This window comes from Sinomonas humi, from assembly GCF_000802235.1.
Taxonomy (GTDB): Bacteria; Actinomycetota; Actinomycetes; order Actinomycetales; family Micrococcaceae; genus Sinomonas; species Sinomonas humi.
The window spans coordinates 116,004-132,718 of record NZ_JTDL01000144.1; the positions used below are offsets into that span (position 1 = coordinate 116,004).

General features: G+C 66.9%; 13 protein-coding genes. 5 read left to right on the top strand and 8 right to left on the bottom strand.

Annotation, left to right across the window (positions count from 1 at the left end):
* Positions 1 to 24: 24 nt before the first annotated feature.
* Positions 25 to 3,669 (bottom strand): transcription-repair coupling factor, encoded by a 3,645-nt coding sequence (gene mfd, locus LK10_RS17415; protein WP_043126517.1) that lies wholly within the window; start codon positions 3,667 to 3,669, stop codon positions 25 to 27.
* Positions 3,670 to 3,828: 159 nt separating this feature from the next.
* On the opposite strand from mfd, the gene LK10_RS17420 reads away from it, so the two are divergent.
* The 4 genes from LK10_RS17420 to nhaA all read left to right on the top strand — a co-directional run bounded on the left by LK10_RS17420 (position 3,829) and on the right by nhaA (position 6,563).
* The gene (locus tag LK10_RS17420; RefSeq protein ID WP_081998639.1) at positions 3,829 to 4,287 is read left to right on the top strand and encodes a VanZ family protein; all 459 of its coding nucleotides are present in this window, start codon (positions 3,829 to 3,831) and stop codon (positions 4,285 to 4,287) included.
* Positions 4,288 to 4,346: 59 nt separating this feature from the next.
* Complete coding sequence (locus LK10_RS17425) at positions 4,347 to 4,850, top strand: DUF2505 domain-containing protein (RefSeq protein ID WP_043126415.1); 504 nt, start codon at positions 4,347 to 4,349, stop codon at positions 4,848 to 4,850.
* Complete coding sequence (locus LK10_RS17430) at positions 4,850 to 5,071, top strand: SCO4848 family membrane protein (RefSeq protein WP_043126416.1); 222 nt, start codon at positions 4,850 to 4,852, stop codon at positions 5,069 to 5,071. The genes LK10_RS17425 and LK10_RS17430 overlap by 1 nt, the downstream gene beginning before the upstream one ends.
* A gap of 148 nt (positions 5,072 to 5,219) precedes the next feature.
* Positions 5,220 to 6,563 carry a Na+/H+ antiporter NhaA gene (nhaA, locus tag LK10_RS17435; protein ID WP_043126418.1) on the top strand — a complete coding sequence of 448 codons (1,344 nt, stop codon included), beginning with the start codon at positions 5,220 to 5,222 and terminating at the stop codon, positions 6,561 to 6,563.
* Positions 6,564 to 6,635: 72 nt separating this feature from the next.
* Here nhaA and LK10_RS17440 read toward each other — a convergent pair whose 3' ends face one another.
* From LK10_RS17440 to LK10_RS17455, 4 genes are all read right to left on the bottom strand, one after another.
* Positions 6,636 to 7,577 (bottom strand): pentapeptide repeat-containing protein, encoded by a 942-nt coding sequence (locus LK10_RS17440; RefSeq protein ID WP_043126423.1) that lies wholly within the window; start codon positions 7,575 to 7,577, stop codon positions 6,636 to 6,638.
* Between the two features lie 54 nt (positions 7,578 to 7,631).
* Positions 7,632 to 8,426, bottom strand: a complete 795-nt coding sequence (locus LK10_RS22035) for a sortase family protein (protein WP_156144235.1) — start codon at positions 8,424 to 8,426, stop codon at positions 7,632 to 7,634.
* A 603-nt stretch (positions 8,427 to 9,029) separates the two neighbouring features.
* Positions 9,030 to 10,016, bottom strand: coding sequence for a glycosyltransferase family 2 protein (locus tag LK10_RS17450; protein ID WP_043126427.1), 987 nt, complete (start codon positions 10,014 to 10,016; stop codon positions 9,030 to 9,032).
* Position 10,017: 1 nt separating this feature from the next.
* A complete protein-coding gene (locus tag LK10_RS17455) occupies positions 10,018 to 10,821 on the bottom strand; it encodes a glycosyltransferase family 2 protein (RefSeq protein WP_043126428.1) in 804 nt (267 codons plus the stop codon).
* A gap of 711 nt (positions 10,822 to 11,532) precedes the next feature.
* Between LK10_RS17455 and LK10_RS17460 the strand changes: the two genes are divergently transcribed.
* On the top strand, positions 11,533 to 12,258 hold the full coding sequence (locus tag LK10_RS17460; RefSeq protein WP_231567821.1) for a glycoside hydrolase family 16 protein: 726 nt from the start codon (positions 11,533 to 11,535) through the stop codon (positions 12,256 to 12,258).
* Here the strand turns inward: LK10_RS17460 and LK10_RS17465 are convergent.
* From LK10_RS17465 to LK10_RS21565, 3 genes are read right to left on the bottom strand one after another with little or no spacing between them, the layout of a single operon-like run.
* Entirely contained in the window at positions 12,255 to 12,704 is a 450-nt protein-coding gene (locus LK10_RS17465; protein ID WP_197061981.1) for a hypothetical protein, read from the bottom strand. The two genes, LK10_RS17460 and LK10_RS17465, sit on opposite strands and share 4 nt — an antisense overlap.
* Positions 12,694 to 14,598 (bottom strand): hypothetical protein, encoded by a 1,905-nt coding sequence (locus LK10_RS17470; protein ID WP_231567822.1) that lies wholly within the window; start codon positions 14,596 to 14,598, stop codon positions 12,694 to 12,696. The genes LK10_RS17465 and LK10_RS17470 overlap by 11 nt, the downstream gene beginning before the upstream one ends.
* Entirely contained in the window at positions 14,595 to 16,712 is a 2,118-nt protein-coding gene (locus LK10_RS21565) for a glycosyltransferase (RefSeq protein WP_081998640.1), read from the bottom strand. The genes LK10_RS17470 and LK10_RS21565 overlap by 4 nt, the downstream gene beginning before the upstream one ends.
* Positions 16,713 to 16,715 lie beyond the last annotated feature (3 nt).

Below are 16,715 nucleotides of genomic sequence, written 5' to 3' on the forward strand. Positions count from 1 at the left end.
CGCAAGTTGGCGTACCCGAAACGGTCAGTCGGTGAAGATAGCCGTCACCACCTGATCGGCCCAGTCGAGGATCTCCTTGTCCTGCAGGTCGCGCCCACCGATCGGCGCGGTCTTGGGCTTCGGCACCAGGACTGCGCTGAGCGCCGGCTTGTACTGCGCCCCCTTGTACATGCGCGTGAGCCGCATCTGCTTCGACTCCGGCAGGTCAGCGGGCGCGAACCGCATCATATTCCCCTGGAGCGCGACGTCGGTGAGTCCGGCCGCGCGGGCCCGCACCCGGAAGCGGGCGACGGCGGCGAGGTTCTCCACGGGCGCGGGGGGCTCGCCGTAGCGGTCAGTCAGCTCGTCCATGACCTCGGCGATGGCGGCGTCGTCGTTCGCGGCGGCCAGCTTGCGGTACGCTTCGAGCCGCAGCCGCTCCCCCGGCACGTAGTCGTGCGGAAGGTGCGCGTTGACGGGCAGCTCGATCTTCATCTCGGCAGTCTTCTCCTCGGACTCTCCGCGGAAGTCCGCCACCGCCTCCCCGACGAGCCGGATGTAGAGGTCGAACCCGACGCCTGCAATGTGCCCGGACTGTTCGCCGCCGAGGAGGTTGCCGGCGCCGCGGATCTCGAGGTCCTTCATGGCGAGCTGCATGCCGGCACCGAGCTCGTTGTGCGCCGCGACGGCCTTGAGTCGCTCGAGCGCGACCTCGCCGAGAGGCTTCTCCGAGGGGTACAGGAAATACGCGTAGGCGCGTTCGCGGCCACGGCCCACGCGCCCACGGAGCTGGTGGAGCTGCGAGAGCCCGTAGGAGTCTGCCCGGTCCACGATGAGCGTGTTCGCGTTGGAGATGTCGAGACCAGTCTCGATGATCGTCGTGCATACCAGGACGTCGAAGCGCTTCTCCCAGAAGTCCACGATGATCTGCTCGAGGCGCCCCTCGGACATCTGGCCGTGCGCGACCTCGACCCGAGCCTCGGGGACGAGCTCCCGCACAGCCGCCGCCGTCTTCTCAATCGAGGAAACGCGGTTGTGCACGAAGAACACCTGGCCCTCGCGCATGAGCTCGCGGCGGATGGCGGCCGAGACCTGCTTGTCCGTGTACGGGCCCACATAGGTCAGGACGGGGTGGCGCTCCTCGGGCGGCGTCGCGAGCGTCGACGTCTCGCGGATCCCGGTGAGGGACATCTCGAGTGTGCGCGGGATCGGCGTGGCGGACATCGCGAGCACGTCCACGTTCGTGCGCATCTTCTTGAGCGCTTCCTTGTGTTCGACGCCGAAGCGCTGCTCCTCGTCCACGATCACGAGGCCGAGGTCCTTGAACTCGACCTCCTTCGAGAGCAACCGATGCGTGCCGATCACAACGTCCACGGTCCCGCTCTTGAGCCCCTCGACGGTCTCCTTCGCCTCGGCCCCGGTCTGGAACCGGCTCAGCGGCCGGACACGCAGGGGGAATCCGGAGAAGCGCTCGGAGAACGTCTCGTGATGCTGCTGGGCGAGCAGCGTGGTCGGCACGAGCACTGCCACCTGCTTGCCGTCTTGGACGGCCTTGAACGCGGCGCGGACAGCGATCTCGGTCTTGCCATAGCCGACGTCGCCGGAGACGAGGCGGTCCATGGGGATGTCCCGCTCCATGTCTGCCTTGACCTCGTTGATGGTCGTGAGCTGATCCGGCGTCTCGATGTACGGGAATGCTTCTTCGAGCTCGCGCTGCCACGGAGTATCGGGCCCGAAGGCGTGCCCCCGAGAGGCCATGCGCGCGGAATACAGGCGGATGAGCTCCCCGGCGATCTCCTTGACGGCCTTCTTCGCCTTGGACTTGGTCGCCGCCCAGTCCGCCCCGCCCATCTTCGACAGGGTCGGCGCGTCTCCCCCGACATAGCGGGTCACCTGATCGAGCTGGTCCGTGGGCACGAAGAGCCGATCGCCCGGGGCGCCGCGCTTCGCTGGTGCGTACTCGAGGACGAGGTACTCGCGGGTCGCGTCACTCGCCGATCCGACCCGGCGCTGCACGAGCTCGACGAACTTCCCGATGCCGTGCTGCTCGTGCACCACGAAGTCGCCCGCGTGGAGTTGGAGGGGGTCGACGGCGTTGCGTCGGCGCGAGGGCATCTTGCGCATGTCACGGGTTCCGGCGGCGCTTGCGCGCCCGAGGAGGTCCGCTTCGGTGAGCAGCGCGAGTTTGAGGCCGTCGAGGACGAAGCCCTTGCCCGCCGTCGCCGTCGTGATCTCGATGATGCCCGGCTCGGGCTCGCGGGCGAGGCCCTCGACTCTGCTGCACGGAATGCCGGCGTCGTGGAAGAGTTCCGCGAGCCGCTGGGCGGGCCCGGGACCGTCAGTCGCGACGACGATGCGCCACTGGTCCGCGACCCGGGATCCGATGAACTCGGTCATCTCGGCAACGTCGCCGCGGTACCCCCGCGGCTCGCGCGCGGCGATCGAGAGGACGTCGACGTCGAGCACCGTCTCCTCGTCAACACCGAGCGAGGTGACCGACCACCAGGAGATCGAGCGGGCGACAGCGGCGGCACGGGTATCCGCGAGCGAGGCGAAGCTCGCGTCCTCGAGGCGTCCTATGTGCTCACCCGGGTCCTGACCCGCCCCTGCGGCGACGCTCAGATCGAGCGGCGCCGCCCCGCCGTCGGACGCGGTGGCCCACGCCGCGGCGAGGAACTCGTCGTTGGTCGCGGCAAGGTCGTGCGCGCGCGTGCGGACCTTCTCCGGCTCAAGGAGGAGCGCGACCGAGCCCTCGGGCAGCTCCTCGACGAACGGGACCATCGCGTCGACCAGAAGCGGGGCCAAGGACTCCATGCCCTCGACCGCGATGCCGCCCGCAATCTTCTCGAGCATGTCCTCGGCGGCCGGAAGATGACCCTTGAGCCGCGCCGCGCGGCTCATGACGGACGGCGTGATGAGCAGCTCGCGGCAGGGCGCGGCAAACAGCACGGTCGGGTGGTGCACGTGCGGTCCGGTGAGCGAGCGCTGGTCCGCGACGGCGAACCAGCGCATCTGCTCTACCTCGTCACCGAAGAACTCGATCCGGACGGGATGGTCCTCTGTGGGCGGGAAGACGTCGATGATCCCGCCGCGGACCGCGAACTCGCCGCGGCGGGTCACCATGTCGACCCGCGCGTAGGCGGCGGCCGCGAGCGCGCGGACGACGCCGTCGAACGGCTTGTCCTGCCCGACCGCAAGGGACACTGGGGCCAGCTCGCCGAGGCCCGCGACGAGCGGCTGGAGCACGGCGCGGACGGGGGCGACGACGACGCGAAGCGGCTTGGGTGCCGACCCCACCGAAACCTGCCCTTCGGACTCGGGATGCGCCAGCCGGCGGAGCACAGAGAGGCGGCGTCCGACCGTATCGGAACGCGGCGAAAGGCGTTCGTGGGGAAGGGTCTCCCAGCTCGGGAAGAGCGCGACCGTGCCGGGCGCGACATAGGCACCAAGCGCGTCGACGAGGTCCTCGGCTTCGCGCTCGGTGGCAGTCACGGCGAGCAGGACGCCCTCGCCCTCCGGCATACTGTCGAGGATCTCGGCAATGATCACCGGCCGCATCCCGGCAGGGGCGGCGACCTGGAGGTCTTGGCTTCGCCGCTCCGCGGGCTTCGACGCGTAGTCGCGAAGCCGGACCACGGTGGGATCGGCCGCGAGCGCACGCCGGAGCCCCTCGAGCGACGCCGGACGCAGAACGTCGAGCGAGCTCGACCGCGTCTCGTCTGAGGACCCGGAGCGCACGACGTCTGAAGACACAGAGAACCTCCAAGGGGCAACACAGAAACCCGGAACTGAGGAGCAGCCCGGGGATGTGTTAAGCCTACCCCGGGCTCGGACGCCTAGGATGGGCCAATGGACGCCCCCTCCGCCACTTCCCGTGATTCGCCGCGGGCAGGCTCGACCCGCCGCATCGCGCTGCGGGTCTTCGGCGGAGCGTATCTCGCGTTCGTCGCCGGCGTCGTGTTCTGGCCGACGCCGGTCGACCGACCTGCCGCAGGAACCCTTGCACATATGTTCGTTTGGCTGCACCGGCACGGCGTTCCCCTATGGTTCGGCTACAACCTCTTCGAGTGGCTCGCGAACGTCGCGTTCTTCATTCCGTTCGGCGTTCTCGCCGTCCTGTTCGGTTCCCGCGTGCGGTGGGCCGTCGTCGCGGCATGTTCCGTCTCGACCGCCGTCGAGCTCTCGCAATGGCTCTTCCTCCCGCAGCGGACGGGCTCGGTGTTGGACGTTCTCGCAAACACGAGCGGTGCCTTCATAGGGGCGGCGCTAGCTGCTCTCTGGACCCGGAGGCGGCGCCGCGCCCTCTAGGATGGTCTGGGCGCCCATCCCCTAGGGGCGTCTGAGCCCAGGCAGATTGGAAGGACTCCATGGCCCTCGAAGCCACCACCACCTTGAACTACCCGGTCGAGCAGGTTGTCGCGGTCTTCGCCGACGAGGCGTTCCAGCGTCACGTGAGCGAGCTCGTCGGCGGCAAGCTCGAGTCGATCACGGTCGACGGCGATACCGCGGCCGCGTTCACCGCGACGATCGTCCGCCAGGTCCCGACCGGGCGCCTCCCCGAGCTCGCGAGGAAGTTCGTCGGCGAATACGTCACCGTCACGCAGGTCGAGACGTGGGGCGCCCCCGAATCGGACAGCTCTCGCCAGGCCAACATCACCGTCAAGGTCGCCGGCGCGCCCGTCGAGGCCACCGCCGCGCAGCGCCTCGTCGCCGAGGGTTCCAGCACGCGCATCGAGCTCTCCGGAGCGGTCACGAGCTCGGTGCCCCTTCTGGGCGGCAAGATCGCCCAGGCCGCCGAACCGTTCGTAGGCAAGGCGCTCAACATCGAGGCCACGCAGGCTGCCGCCTGGCTCGCGGGCGAGATCGTCTGATGCAACTGCCCGCAGCCCTCGCCTGGCTCCTCATCGTCGCTGGCGTCTGGAGCATCGTCGTGTGGCCGCAGTTCCTGCGCCGGGTCATGAAGGATCCGCGGGCCCGCGACGAATCGGGGCGCGCCACGCGTTTCCTCACCGTCCACATGTACTTGGTCGCGATCTCGGTGACTCTCGGTGTTGCCGTCGCGGTGGTGGGCGTGAGGACGCTGTTCGTGTAGGGCAAGGTTCGTGTAGGACTTTCTCCATGGACCGCTCCGCAGCCGCCACTCGCGCCGGCTGCGGAGCGGTCCATGGGTACGATGGTCTGGGTGTGCCGGGAAGTCTGGTCGGCGAACAACTCGACCGACTTCACACACAGGAGGCCTCATGGTCCCCCGCTGGCGCACGCCCACGCCGAACATCCGCCTTCACAGCCTGGCCCGAGGCAGTTTCTCCGAGTATCGCCGGATCACTGAAGTCCTCCGCAAGGAGACCGTAGGCGGTGCCCTGCTCTTGGCTGCGACCGTCGTCGCGCTCCTCTGGGCCAACTCGCCATGGTCGGCCGGCTACTTCGGGTTACGAGACCTCCATTTGGGATTCGAGCCATGGCACCTCCGCCTGAGCCTCGGCGAGTGGGCCTCGGACGGCCTGCTCGCGATCTTCTTCTTCGTCGCTGGGCTTGAACTCAAGCGCGAGTTCGTCGCAGGCGATCTCCGCAGACCCGGAACCGCGATCGTCCCGGTCGTCGCCGCATGCGGGGGTGTCGCCCTCCCCGCCATCATCTTCACGCTCGTCAACGTGGCCGCCGGGCCAAGCGGCGGCGGGGACGCACTCCGCGGCTGGGCAGTTCCGACCGCGACGGACATCGCCTTCGCCCTCGCCGTGCTCGCCGTCATCAACACGCACCTGCCCGCGGCGCTCAGAACATTCCTGCTCACGCTCGCGGTCGTCGACGATCTGATCGCCATCGCGATCATCGCGGTCTTCTACGCGAGCAGCCTCAACCCGGCCTTCCTCGGCCTCGCGATCCTGCCGCTCGCTGCGTTCACCTGGCTCGTTCAGCGGCGCGTGCGCTCGTGGTACCTCCTGCTTCCCCTCGCGCTCCTCACGTGGGCGCTCTTCCACGCCTCCGGCATCCACGCGACGGTCGCGGGAGTGCTCATGGGCTTCGCCGTCCCCGTAATCCGGAGCGAGAAGGCTGGGGGGCCCGATGCGGGACCGGGCCTCGCCGAACACTTCGAACACCGTTTCCGGCCGCTTTCTGCAGGCGTCGCGGTGCCCGTGTTCGCCTTCTTCTCCGCCGGGGTCCATGTGGGCGGCCCGGACGGAATCGGCTCCGCTCTCTCCGATCCCGTGGCCATCGGCATCGTCCTCGCCCTCGTCGTGGGAAAGGCCGTCGGCGTGTTCGGCTCCACCTGGCTCGTCACCAAGAGTCGCCACGCCGAACTCGACTCCGACCTCGCGTGGGTCGACGTCTTCGGCCTCGCGCTCCTCGCAGGCGTGGGCTTCACAGTGTCGTTGCTCGTCGCGGGGCTCGCCTTCGGTGAGGGCACCCTGCGCGACGAGCATGCCAAGGTCGCCATCCTCGCGGGCTCGCTCGCCGCGGCGGTGCTTGCCGCCGTCGTCCTCAGAGCCCGCAACCGGCACTACCGGCGCCTCGCCGCACTCGAAGCGGTCGACGCCGACGGCGACGGCGTGCCGGACGCCTTCGGGGTCGAAGACGTCCGGTAGCCGTCGGAGGCAGCGCAATCAGGCTGGGTCACTGGCAGTTCAAGCCCGGTAGCAGCCCGGGCTTCCCTGGCTCTATGAGTGCCTTCCGCGCCGCCGTGCCGCGAGCTTCGGGGCGAACGCCCCCAGAACCATGAGCGCCCCCGAGGCGAAGAACGCGTTCGACGTCGTGTAGTCCGGTGCCGGGGCGCCCGCTGCCGTCTGCGCCGTAAGGCTCACCTCTGATGGAACCGAGGTGACTGGCAGGACTGCCTGCTCGGGCTGGACTGCCTGGAGGGGTTGGGCCTGCACGGGCTGGGCCTGCACGGGTTGGGCCTGCACCGAGCTGGGGCTGCTGCTCTGGCCTGCGCTGCCGGAGTTCGTGTTGCCCTGGCCAGTGTTGCCCTGGCCAGTATTGCTTTGGCCAGTGTTGCCCTGGCCAGTATTGCTTTGGCCGGGCGTCTCGCTTGTGACAGGCGCTGCGGACGAGCTGTCCGAGGGTGTATCGCTCGGGGACCCAGAACCCGTCGGGGTGGTCGGCGCCTGGGTCGTCGGATCAGCAGCCTGGGTCGTCGGATCAGCAACCGGAGTCGTCGGGTCAGCAACCTGGGTCGTCGGATCAGCAACCGGAGTCGTCGGATCAGCAGCCGGAGTCGTCGGATCAGAACTCGGAGTGGTCACCGGAGTGACGCTCGGCGTCGGGCTGGGCGTCGAGATGACGCAGCCCGCAGCGTAGATCGCCTGATTGGCCGTGGTCCAGTTCTGCGCGGCGACCGTGACGGTGCTCCCCTTGTCGACGTAGCTGAAGGCAGGGAAGATGTCGCCGGGGTACTTGCCCTGAGCATGGTAGGTGGCGAGGGAGCTCATCGCCACCTCCTGGTACTGATACGGGTGGGACTGCGATCTCGTCAGGTGGCAGACCCCCATCTTGTCGCTGCCGCTGTTCGATGACGGCGCGGCGAACGCCGGGCTTGTCGCGGCGCCCGCGACAAAGAAGGCGCTTGCCCCCACCGCGAAGATGCTGGTCAGATAACTCATTTTTCGGGTGCGAATCGGCGGCATGGAAGACCGCCTCCTTTCAATCTCCGGGTTTCACGTGCACTGCCCGCAGCGGAAGGTCAGCAGGACGATCTGCGCGTCGGGATTGTCGTAATTGCAGGAAAAGAGAACAACTTGGCAGGGATCATTTGAGAAGGAAAAAGCCTTGGACTTGTCGACGATCCTGCGGTCAGCCAGAGCACAGGCCACCGTGCTCCCGTTGGCCTCGGTCAGCGACGCTGGCTGCCCTACCGCCCAGCCGGGATAGCTCAGGCGGTTGAACGGGAACGTCGCGTCGGTGCAGAGAGCCACCTGCTGATGGCACGTGTGCCCGGCCAGGACCACCGGCCGCACGCTCGCCGACTCGCCCGTCCCAACCAGCCAGTGCCCCACCGGATCGAATCCGTTGGCATCCAGCGGCGGGTCGACGGTCTGGCTGGCGCTCCACTGCATCGGCACGATGTCGACGCTCAGTCCGGCAGCCGGCCACGCGAAATGCCGCGGCGGCAGGGCTGTGGGCTGGAGTGCGGCGCTCGTGAGTGTCCCCCCGGACCGCGCGGGTGCCGCTGGTGAGGCCGTACCCGTCGCCTTGGGCGAGCCGGCCGAGGAATCTGGGCTGGGAGTAGCAGGGCCGGGAGTAGCAGGGCCGGCGGGAGCTGGGCTGGAAGAAGAAGCGGCAGGGGCAGAGCCAGCCCCCTCGGCAGGCTGCGCCAGCTGCTGCGCTGCCTGCGCCCGGAGCTCCTGCCGCTCCCGGTCCCCCAGACCGTGCAAGCCGGCGAACACCGCGAGGGCGGCTGCGAGGCCGAGGGCCGCAGTACGGGCCCACCACCCCCAGCCTTTCCCCCGCATTCTCCGCCGGACCATTTTTCCCCTCGATATTGCTATCCCCAGCCATGGCAAATGAAGATTCGAGGATGCCCGCGGGCCTCCTCGAATTCCTCAGGGGTTCGGCATTTCCCAAATTCGATGACCCAAATTTGCGGTCAATACCGAACCTCATGCCATCCAGTACATCGGGGGAATGAGGCCGGGTCACCAGTAGTCGGTACCCGGCTTCGGAGGGTGGTTCGGCGGGGGCCTCCGGCGAGTACGCAGAAAGGCTCCCTGGGAGTACGCGGACGGACTACGCAGCTCCGGCGCCGAGATCTGCCAGTACTTGGATGAGGCCCGGAGCGGTCGCAACCGGCTCCGGGCCTCGAACGGATAGAGGGCCCTGGTCTCGAGAGGCCCGATTCATGGGCACCTCACAGAGCAGCCACCAAAGAGGGGCCTCCAGACCTGAGGGACGCAGGGCTGTGGGCTCACGGGAGGGAGGCCATCGGACGACGGCGGGGCTCCGCGCCGTCGTCCGGCTCACCTCCCGCGGTGGGCAGGGCCCGGCCCGTCACTCCCGAGCCTCTCCGGCGCCTTTGCCGGAGGGGCAGGAGGGTGACGGGAGAAATCGTCGTCGCGCTATGCCTCCCTCCACTGGGCCCTCAGCGGAGCGGACACCTCGGCCTCCGCGTGCGCGAGCTGGCGGCCTCGGAGGTAGCCCGCAGTCGTGAAGGCTAGGACAGCGAGCACGGCTCCCGCCCTGCTGAGCCCGTCCAGATTGCGTTCGACAACCGACTCGCTCACCCCGGAAAGCACTGCCCGAGGGAGCACGCGCCGAACGTAGCGGCGTTCCGCCCCCAGCGTCCGCTTCTGCCCTACGAGCTGGCTCACTTGGGCCTTGGAGATCCCCTCAGACCACGAACGGGACAGCATATACCTGAGCGTCCCCCGGGCGGCCGGTACAAAGTGGTGCACGACGGCGGCGGGCTCGTAGACGACCCGCGTTCCTGGGGTGCCGATGGTCGAACGGATGCAGATCTCGGTCTCTTCACAGCCCAGCGGCAGTGCTCCCTGGCGGCCAAGCGTGGCGTTGAAGCCTCCGACCTGCAGGAGCACATCCCGGCGGAACGACATATTGGCGCCGATGACGTTGCGCACCTCTGACGCGACCCTCGGCAGTCCACGATGGCTGCAGCCCACGATCCAGTCCAGCTCTTCCGCGAAGTGCGCAGGGCGCCCCGCTTCCCACACGGGTTCCGCACGGCCACCGACCGCCAGGACGTCGGGATCGTCGTAGAACACGACAAGCCGCTCGAGCCAATCGGGTGCGGCTTCGGCATCGTCATCGAGGAACGCCACGAGCTCGGACGTCGCCAGCCCCACGCCCGTGTTCCTGGCCCCGGAGAGTCCCTGGGGCCCGGAGTTCTCCACAATGACTGCGTCCCGCACGGTCTCCATGAGGCGCTTGTACAGGTCGGGGTTGTGGTCGACGACCACGAGGATCTGCTGCACGGGGTAGGTCTGCGCATGCACGGAGCCGATGACATTAACGAGCAGGTCCCAGCGCTCCATCGTGTAGGAGCAGATGACGACCGATACGGTGGGTGGTTCAGCAACAGGCGGCATTCTAGATTCCTTCCGTCAGCGAGAGCAGGCTCTTCGGATCGGTAGGGGTCCGGGGGAACCGCACGTTGGGGTACATGTACTTCACGCGGCGGAGGGATTCTGGACGGGCGCCGGCGGTCGGCGCGTCCCACGTCGCGCACTCCTTTGCGAGGGTGTGCAGAACCCGCCACCCGTCGCGGAAGGTCCGCAGGTTGGAGTCGCCGGAGATGCGGGAGAGCTCGATGCTCGGAACTTCCGCGATGCGGAGGCCAGCTCTTGCGGCGCGGACGATCAGTTCGGTCTCGATTTCGAACCCGTCCGATTCGAGCTCTAGCACTTCGAGGCACTGCCGGCGGAATGCGATGTAGCCGTAGCAGAGATCGGAGTAGTTGCTGTGGAGGACCGTGTTCGCGAGCTGGGTGAGCGTGCGGTTGCCGACGCTTCGCAGCCAGGTGAGGTCTTCCGAGCCGCCTCCTGTGACGTAGCGGGACCCTTTCACGAAGTCATAGTCGTGCTGGAGAGGTGCCACAAACCACCCGATCTCCCGGGGGTCCATGCTTCCGTCCGCGTCGAGCATGACGATGATGTCCCCGGCCGCGGCGGCGAAACCGGAACGGACAGCAATGCCCTTCCCCTTCCGGGGCTCGGCGACGACGACGACGTCCACGCGAACGGACCGGGCGACGTCGACTGTGAGGTCCGTGGAACGTCCGTCGACGATGATGACTTCATCGACGTAGGACGGCATGCGATGAAGCACCCAGGGGAGGTTCATTGCCTCGTTCAGCGTCGGGATCACCACACTGACGGACGCCAGCGAAGACATTTCTACCTGGGGAAGAGTAATCGGAACTTGGCTGGCAATGGACACAGGGCCTCACCACTTCATCATTCGCGGGCTTCCCCAGTAAAACCCGCTAGCCGGAAACTAAAATAGGAAGCAACCTCGCGAACAACCCATAAACGCGCTTCTGCGTTCGATGGCGTTTTCCCTGCCGCTGCCTCTGCATTTGAGCGTAGAATCCGGCCTACTGAGTGTCACGAGTAGTCCGTACCCGTCGTACTTGGAGCCGCCCCGAGCCACTACTTCCGGGGTCCCGGAGCCAGTACGCGTCGATCGCTCCCCTAGCTACTTAGAGTCGCGCGGCGGTCACTCGAAGATGCAGCGAGAGGCACCGCAAGAGGGAGTATGGCGCTGGTGGACAGGGCGTGGCGGAGATTGCTACAAGGCTTCCTCGTCTCCGTGCTGGTTGCGGGCATCGTCTGGGGAGTCGTTTCGCTGGCCTCCAGCAAGGCGCCGGGCCCTGCTCAGGCCGAAACGAGTAGCGTGGCCCCTTCGCCGCCAGGTAGCCCCAGACCCCCAGCCAAGCCGGCTCCGGCAGCCAATCCATCTCCGGGGGACAACGCGACGTCGACAAGTAGTCCAACGGGGACCAGCAGTACGCCAGGAGCAGGCAGTCCGACTCCCACGACCGTTGATGCCGACCCCACCGCTTCCCTCATTCGGCGCGACCCGACGTCGCCCTCGGGAGAGGCTGTGCCGCTGGGCAATCCGCCAGGCTGGAAGCAAGTATTCGCCGACGACTTCACTGAAGGCAATGTACCGCTCGGCAGTTTCCCCGGCTCGTTCAGCGCCAAATGGAGCGCGAACTATTTTGACGCCACCCCCGATACCGCGGGGCAGAAGAATGGCGGCAGGTCAGGCTACTACCCGTCCAAAGTCCTGAGCATCCACAACGGCATGATGGACATGTACCTGCATTCGCAGAACGGGGTCTCCATGGGTGCGGCACCAGCACCGAAGATCAATGGAGACAGCCAGCGTCCCTACAATAGCCAAACGTATGGGATGTACTCCGTACGCTTCAGGTCCGATGCCCTTCCTGGGTTCAAGACGGCATGGCTGCTATGGCCGGACAGCGGGATCTGGCCGCAAGACGGCGAAATTGACTACCCGGAACAGGATTTGTCCTCCAAATTCTTCGCTGCCCTCCACAGCGCTGGCTCGACTCAAGAATTGCCGTCCGCGGTCTTCCAATCGGACGCATCGTTCCAGACGTGGAACACCGCAACGATCGAGTGGACCCCGGGCCGCGTCGAATTCTTCCTCAACGGGAAGTCGATCGGTGCGAGCACGTCAGGAGTTCCTGACTTGCCGATGCATTACTTGCTCCAGACTGAGTCCTGTCTCCCAACGTGCCCGGACCCGAAGACCCAGGGCCACCTCTATGTCGACTGGGTAGCGATTTGGGCGCTGGGTTAGCCCGCTGGGCCAGAAGAAGCCCGAGCCGTAGAAGCCCGAGCCGTGCTGCCAGGAGCCCCTGCGCTGCGGCCGGGAATCCGAGCAAGGCGCCACCCGTGCCTGACCGCGTCGAAGGCCAGCAAGACCAAGGTTGCCCCGGCCAGGGAGGCTACGGCTACCGGTGGGTTCCACAGGCCGGCGTACACCATGACGGTCGAGACGATGAGCGAGATTGCGAGGCTCATGCCGATGGCCATTGACACGAGGAGGGGCACCAACAGGTTGCCGAAGCGGTTCGATTCGGTACTCAGCCTGAGCATCAGGACAAGGGCCGAACCTGGACCCACGAGGAGGAACAATCCGATCACCGCGAGCCTGAGTCCGGGGGCGCCGACAAACGAGAATGGAATGGCAGCGGCCGTCAGAACCGCAATTGCGCCGATGAGCAGAAGACGTCTATTTTGCATTGCCTGCCCCTTGGATGTGGTAAACGACTCCCCCGGGATTCTGATAGACCAAGGACCAGCCGGGCCGCGTGCTACAGGTACTAACGAAGCGGTTCACATCTCCTTGCGGACCGATTCCCAGCGTCTCGGCCTCATCCACCTGGCTCTTGGTGACGATCAGGTATGCCCCCGCGGACTGGCCCAGCCATTCCACGGTGCCGCACGTGAGGCGCGTGACGGTCGGCGTAGCGACGGCAGACAGCAAGGTGTCGTACTTGTAGCCCGCGTATTCCTGCGATCGCCAGGGCGTGTTGTGGACGGCCTCGATGAGCACCGACCCCGGTGGGGCCACCGCGTACAGCTGGTTGACGACGTTGATCTCGTCGGGGGTGAAGTTCTCCACGAGATCGTTTCCATATCTGGAGACGATTGTGGTCATCGCGAGCACGGAACTGAGCAGGAGCAGGCCCAATGCCCGCATCCAGCCGAGAGGAGCGGAACTCTTCCGCATGAGAGGCACAACCATGAGGATCGCGGCGAAGGGCAACCCATACATGTAGAGGCGCAGTAGGAGCTCGCCCCCGTAGGGCTGAACCACGTACAGGACAACTGGCATCCCTGCCCCCAGCGCTGCCGTGAGCCACGAGACGCGGCGCCCCCGTGCTACAACGGCACCGATCGACCCCAGGATAAGGACGCCCGCTGTTTCGGCCAGGCGGGTGTTGACAACGAAGAGGTGTTCGTCGCTGCCCGCGATCCTGCCGGTGACGGCCTTCGACGTCGTCTGCCCGAGCTCGCCGAGGGAACCGATGAGCGAATCGATGTGCCCTACCGTATATGGGGCTGCAACGACTGCCAGCCATACGATCGGGAACACGATCGCCAGGAGCGTCAGCATCCTCAGCCGAAGCCGGCCCGTGAGAAGGAACGCGGCCAAGACGGGGACAACCGCGAACGGCGTGAGCTGATGGGCGGCCGTCATGGCCACGATGAAGAGGGTGCACCCAAGCCCGAGTACCGCGAGGTCGCCGCGCGCAAGCCCGGTTCTCTGCCGCAAGTGGACCGCTGGGTCCAAGAAGGTCACGATCCGCTTCAGGCGGGCGATGAGGCGCTGCTTGTTCGGCGGCCAAGCCCACCCACCGAAGACCGTCAGGACGCACGCGAGCAGGATCACCATGAGCAGGAACGCGAATGCCTGAGGGGAGAGGTAGTCCTGACCGACCCAGCTGGCCAGATAGAACATCCAGACGCTGGCCCAAGCGTGCCGCCAGTTCGAGGTCATCCTCGACGCGAGAGCGAGGAGCGGCACCAGCATGAGGATGTTGATGCCGATAGGTGCCCAGGTCGCCACGCTGCTGAGGTCCCGCGAGCCCGTGGAGCCCGAGAGCATCGCCAGCAGCGAGAAGAAGCCCGGCCAGTTGAAGTAGGCGTCGAGCCTGGGATCGAGGTGGCCCGTCTGGGCGATGTAATCAGCGATGCCCAGATGGCGGTAGCTCGCCTCGAGCCGAGGAAGTCCGTGGATGATCGGATCGGCTCCCTGGAGGATCACCACCAGTACGAGAACCTGGAGCGTCAAGAGAGCGGGGCGCGCCTTGTGCAGGCTGAGAGTGGCCACAAAGCCCACGAGAGCGAGCCCCAACGCAAAGAAGTACGTGGGCGGCAGGGCGCTGACCAGGCCCAGAGCTCCGATCGACTGCAGGTTGACGCGAAGCAGAGACTCGACGCCGAGTACCAACGCCGCGAGGGCGACAGCCACGAGAGCCCAGCTGTACGAAGGCAGTTTGGTGTAACCGAGCCAGGTCTCACTGCGCGATTTCCTGTGCGCGGGCGACGCCAGATGGCGCTCCACCTGCAACGGAGGATAGTGGCTGATCAGGGGAGGATCAGCGATCAGGGAGAGGTCCTCCGTAGTCATCGCGGCTCCAATCTGTTCGATCCGGCCAGACCCGGGGGCGCCACCTCGTAGGAAACGAGGGTTCGGGAGGCCGTCGTCATACTGCGCAGGCGCAACGCGGCGACCAGCGCTGCTGCGGCCTGGGCCAGGAGCCAGAGGACGGAAACACCCGTGAGGGCAAAGTTCTGCGCCACGACGACGGCGGGAAGGACCGCCATGAGCGCTGCAAGCACCGCCACGGAGGTCGCCTCAGCCAGTCGGCCCGTCGCCCGGCAGACCCCGTAGTAGACCTGCGTGACGCAGCACAGGACCAGTGCCGGAATCAGGAGCAGGAGGAGCACCCACGCTCGCCCGTACTGAGGTCCGATCACCGACAGCACGAGTGGGCCGGCCACGAGGAGAAGCGCACCCGATGCAACCGTCAGGATGAAACTGATGCGCAGCGCCCCCTGGACCAGGGACAGCCCCGAGTCTGGCCTCGCGAGTTTGGTTTGGAGGGAGTAGCCGGCTGACTGGGGAACGAAGAAGACGGCCGATGCCAGCATCCAGACCATGTACCACGACGCCGTTGCCGAGGCGCTGAGAGTGGCGGCCAGGATCAGAGGGAGAAGGTAGCCGGGTGCCCGGTCCGCGAGCATGAGCGCATGATTCGGCAATCCGCGCCGCAGCAGGCTCCACGCCTCCGGCAGCCTGATCCCTTCCCTCCACAGGGGCGAAAGACCGGCTCGGGCAAGCAGGCGGATTCCAAGGACCACGCTCGCCACGGCTCCAGCCGCGAACGCTCCCACCACCGCCCCGACATTCCGGTAGCCGATTACGAGGCAGAAGACCAGCGCCCCCAGTTGCACCAAGCTCTGGACGATGCTGCGCAGCATCGCGAGGTCCGCCCGGGACTGTGCCACCCCGATGTGATCCAGCTGGTACGCGACGCCAGCGAAGACCGAAGCCACGAGGAAGACGCCCAGGACGAGCGGATCATTCCAGGCCTCCCCGACGCCCGGACCCAGCGCGCGGGTCACCAAGGCAAGCCCCGCCGAAACCGCGAACGACGACGACCCCACCACAAGGAGGCTCGTCGCCGTCAAGCGCCGGCCGCCGTCGTCCTGGCCCGGAAGCAGCGTCAGGATCGCCGGGCCCACCCCCAACAGGGCGAGCTGAACCGTCAGCAAGGCGGCCGAGACAACCGCCGAGCCCAGGCCGAGCTGGGCTGGCGGCAGGAGGAAGGCTGCGAGGCCCCAGAAGAGGAAGCCCGTCACCATAGGCGCCACGCGGGCGGCGGAGAGCCAAGCGGTGTTGCCCCCCATCGAGAGTCCTTGGGGAGCTGTGTGCAGAAGTCCCGACACCATGGCGCGGTAGTTGTAGAGCAGGAAGCACACCCAGTACGGCAGGAATCGAGGCGCGTGGACCAGCGATAGGCCGATCCCTCGCACGGTTGCCAGCAAGGGCAGAAGGAGGAGCCAACCGCCCCTCTTTGGGTGCTTCCGGATCGTGAAGGCCAAGCCCGCCCCGTCCTGGAGCCACTGGTCACGGGCAAACTCGAACGTGTCCGCGAATTGGTGCCTCACCAACGTCGTCGTGGAGACGCCGATCTTGCGACCGGCGTTCTCCAAGCGGATCCGCAATTCGATGTCTTCGCCGGAGCTGAACGTTTCATCGAACCTGATGTCCATCAGAACCTCGCGGCGCATGAGCGTCGCGCAGACTCCGAACCACGAGCGCACGCGGCTGTGATTGTGGTGCCAAGCGAGCGCCGCACCCCAATATCCGTGCCCGTCCGCCTCGCTGACGAGGCCGAACTGAAGCCCGTCGTAGCCGCCCTCTTCGAATTCCTTCAACAGGCTGCCGAGAGCACCGGCAGGAAGGATGACGTCGGAGTCGATGAGCGCGACGACGCTACAGGCGGCGGTCCGCGCACCCAGCATCCGGGCCGCCGGCAGCCCGCTCCCCTCATCCGAAATGACCCGGGCCCCGTATGAGCGCGCGATTTCGACCGTGGCGTCCATGGAACAGCCGTCCACGACGATGATTTCCTGCGGATGCTGCCTGCGGATCGACTGCAGGCAGCGGGCGAGCCACTTGGCCGCATTTCGCGCGGGAACTATCACCGAGACATCAAGCACTGGCGACTGGCCCATCGC

Bases quoted from the DNA above. Each gene is read 5' to 3' on its own strand.
- LK10_RS17440 (WP_043126423.1), bottom strand. From the start codon at position 7,577: ATGAGTTATCTGACCAGCATCTTCGCGGTGGGGGCAAGCGCCTTCTTT.
- LK10_RS17430 (WP_043126416.1), top strand. From the start codon at position 4,850: ATGCAACTGCCCGCAGCCCTCGCCTGGCTCCTCATCGTCGCTGGCGTC.
- LK10_RS17455 (WP_043126428.1), bottom strand. From the start codon at position 10,821: ATGTCTTCGCTGGCGTCCGTCAGTGTGGTGATCCCGACGCTGAACGAG.
- LK10_RS21565 (WP_081998640.1), bottom strand. From the start codon at position 16,712: ATGGGCCAGTCGCCAGTGCTTGATGTCTCGGTGATAGTTCCCGCGCGA.
- LK10_RS17470 (WP_231567822.1), bottom strand. From the start codon at position 14,598: ATGACTACGGAGGACCTCTCCCTGATCGCTGATCCTCCCCTGATCAGC.
- LK10_RS17465 (WP_197061981.1), bottom strand. From the start codon at position 12,704: ATGCAAAATAGACGTCTTCTGCTCATCGGCGCAATTGCGGTTCTGACG.
- nhaA (WP_043126418.1), top strand. From the start codon at position 5,220: ATGGTCCCCCGCTGGCGCACGCCCACGCCGAACATCCGCCTTCACAGC.
- LK10_RS17420 (WP_081998639.1), top strand. From the start codon at position 3,829: ATGGACGCCCCCTCCGCCACTTCCCGTGATTCGCCGCGGGCAGGCTCG.
- LK10_RS17425 (WP_043126415.1), top strand. From the start codon at position 4,347: ATGGCCCTCGAAGCCACCACCACCTTGAACTACCCGGTCGAGCAGGTT.
- LK10_RS17450 (WP_043126427.1), bottom strand. From the start codon at position 10,016: ATGCCGCCTGTTGCTGAACCACCCACCGTATCGGTCGTCATCTGCTCC.
- LK10_RS22035 (WP_156144235.1), bottom strand. From the start codon at position 8,426: ATGCGGGGGAAAGGCTGGGGGTGGTGGGCCCGTACTGCGGCCCTCGGC.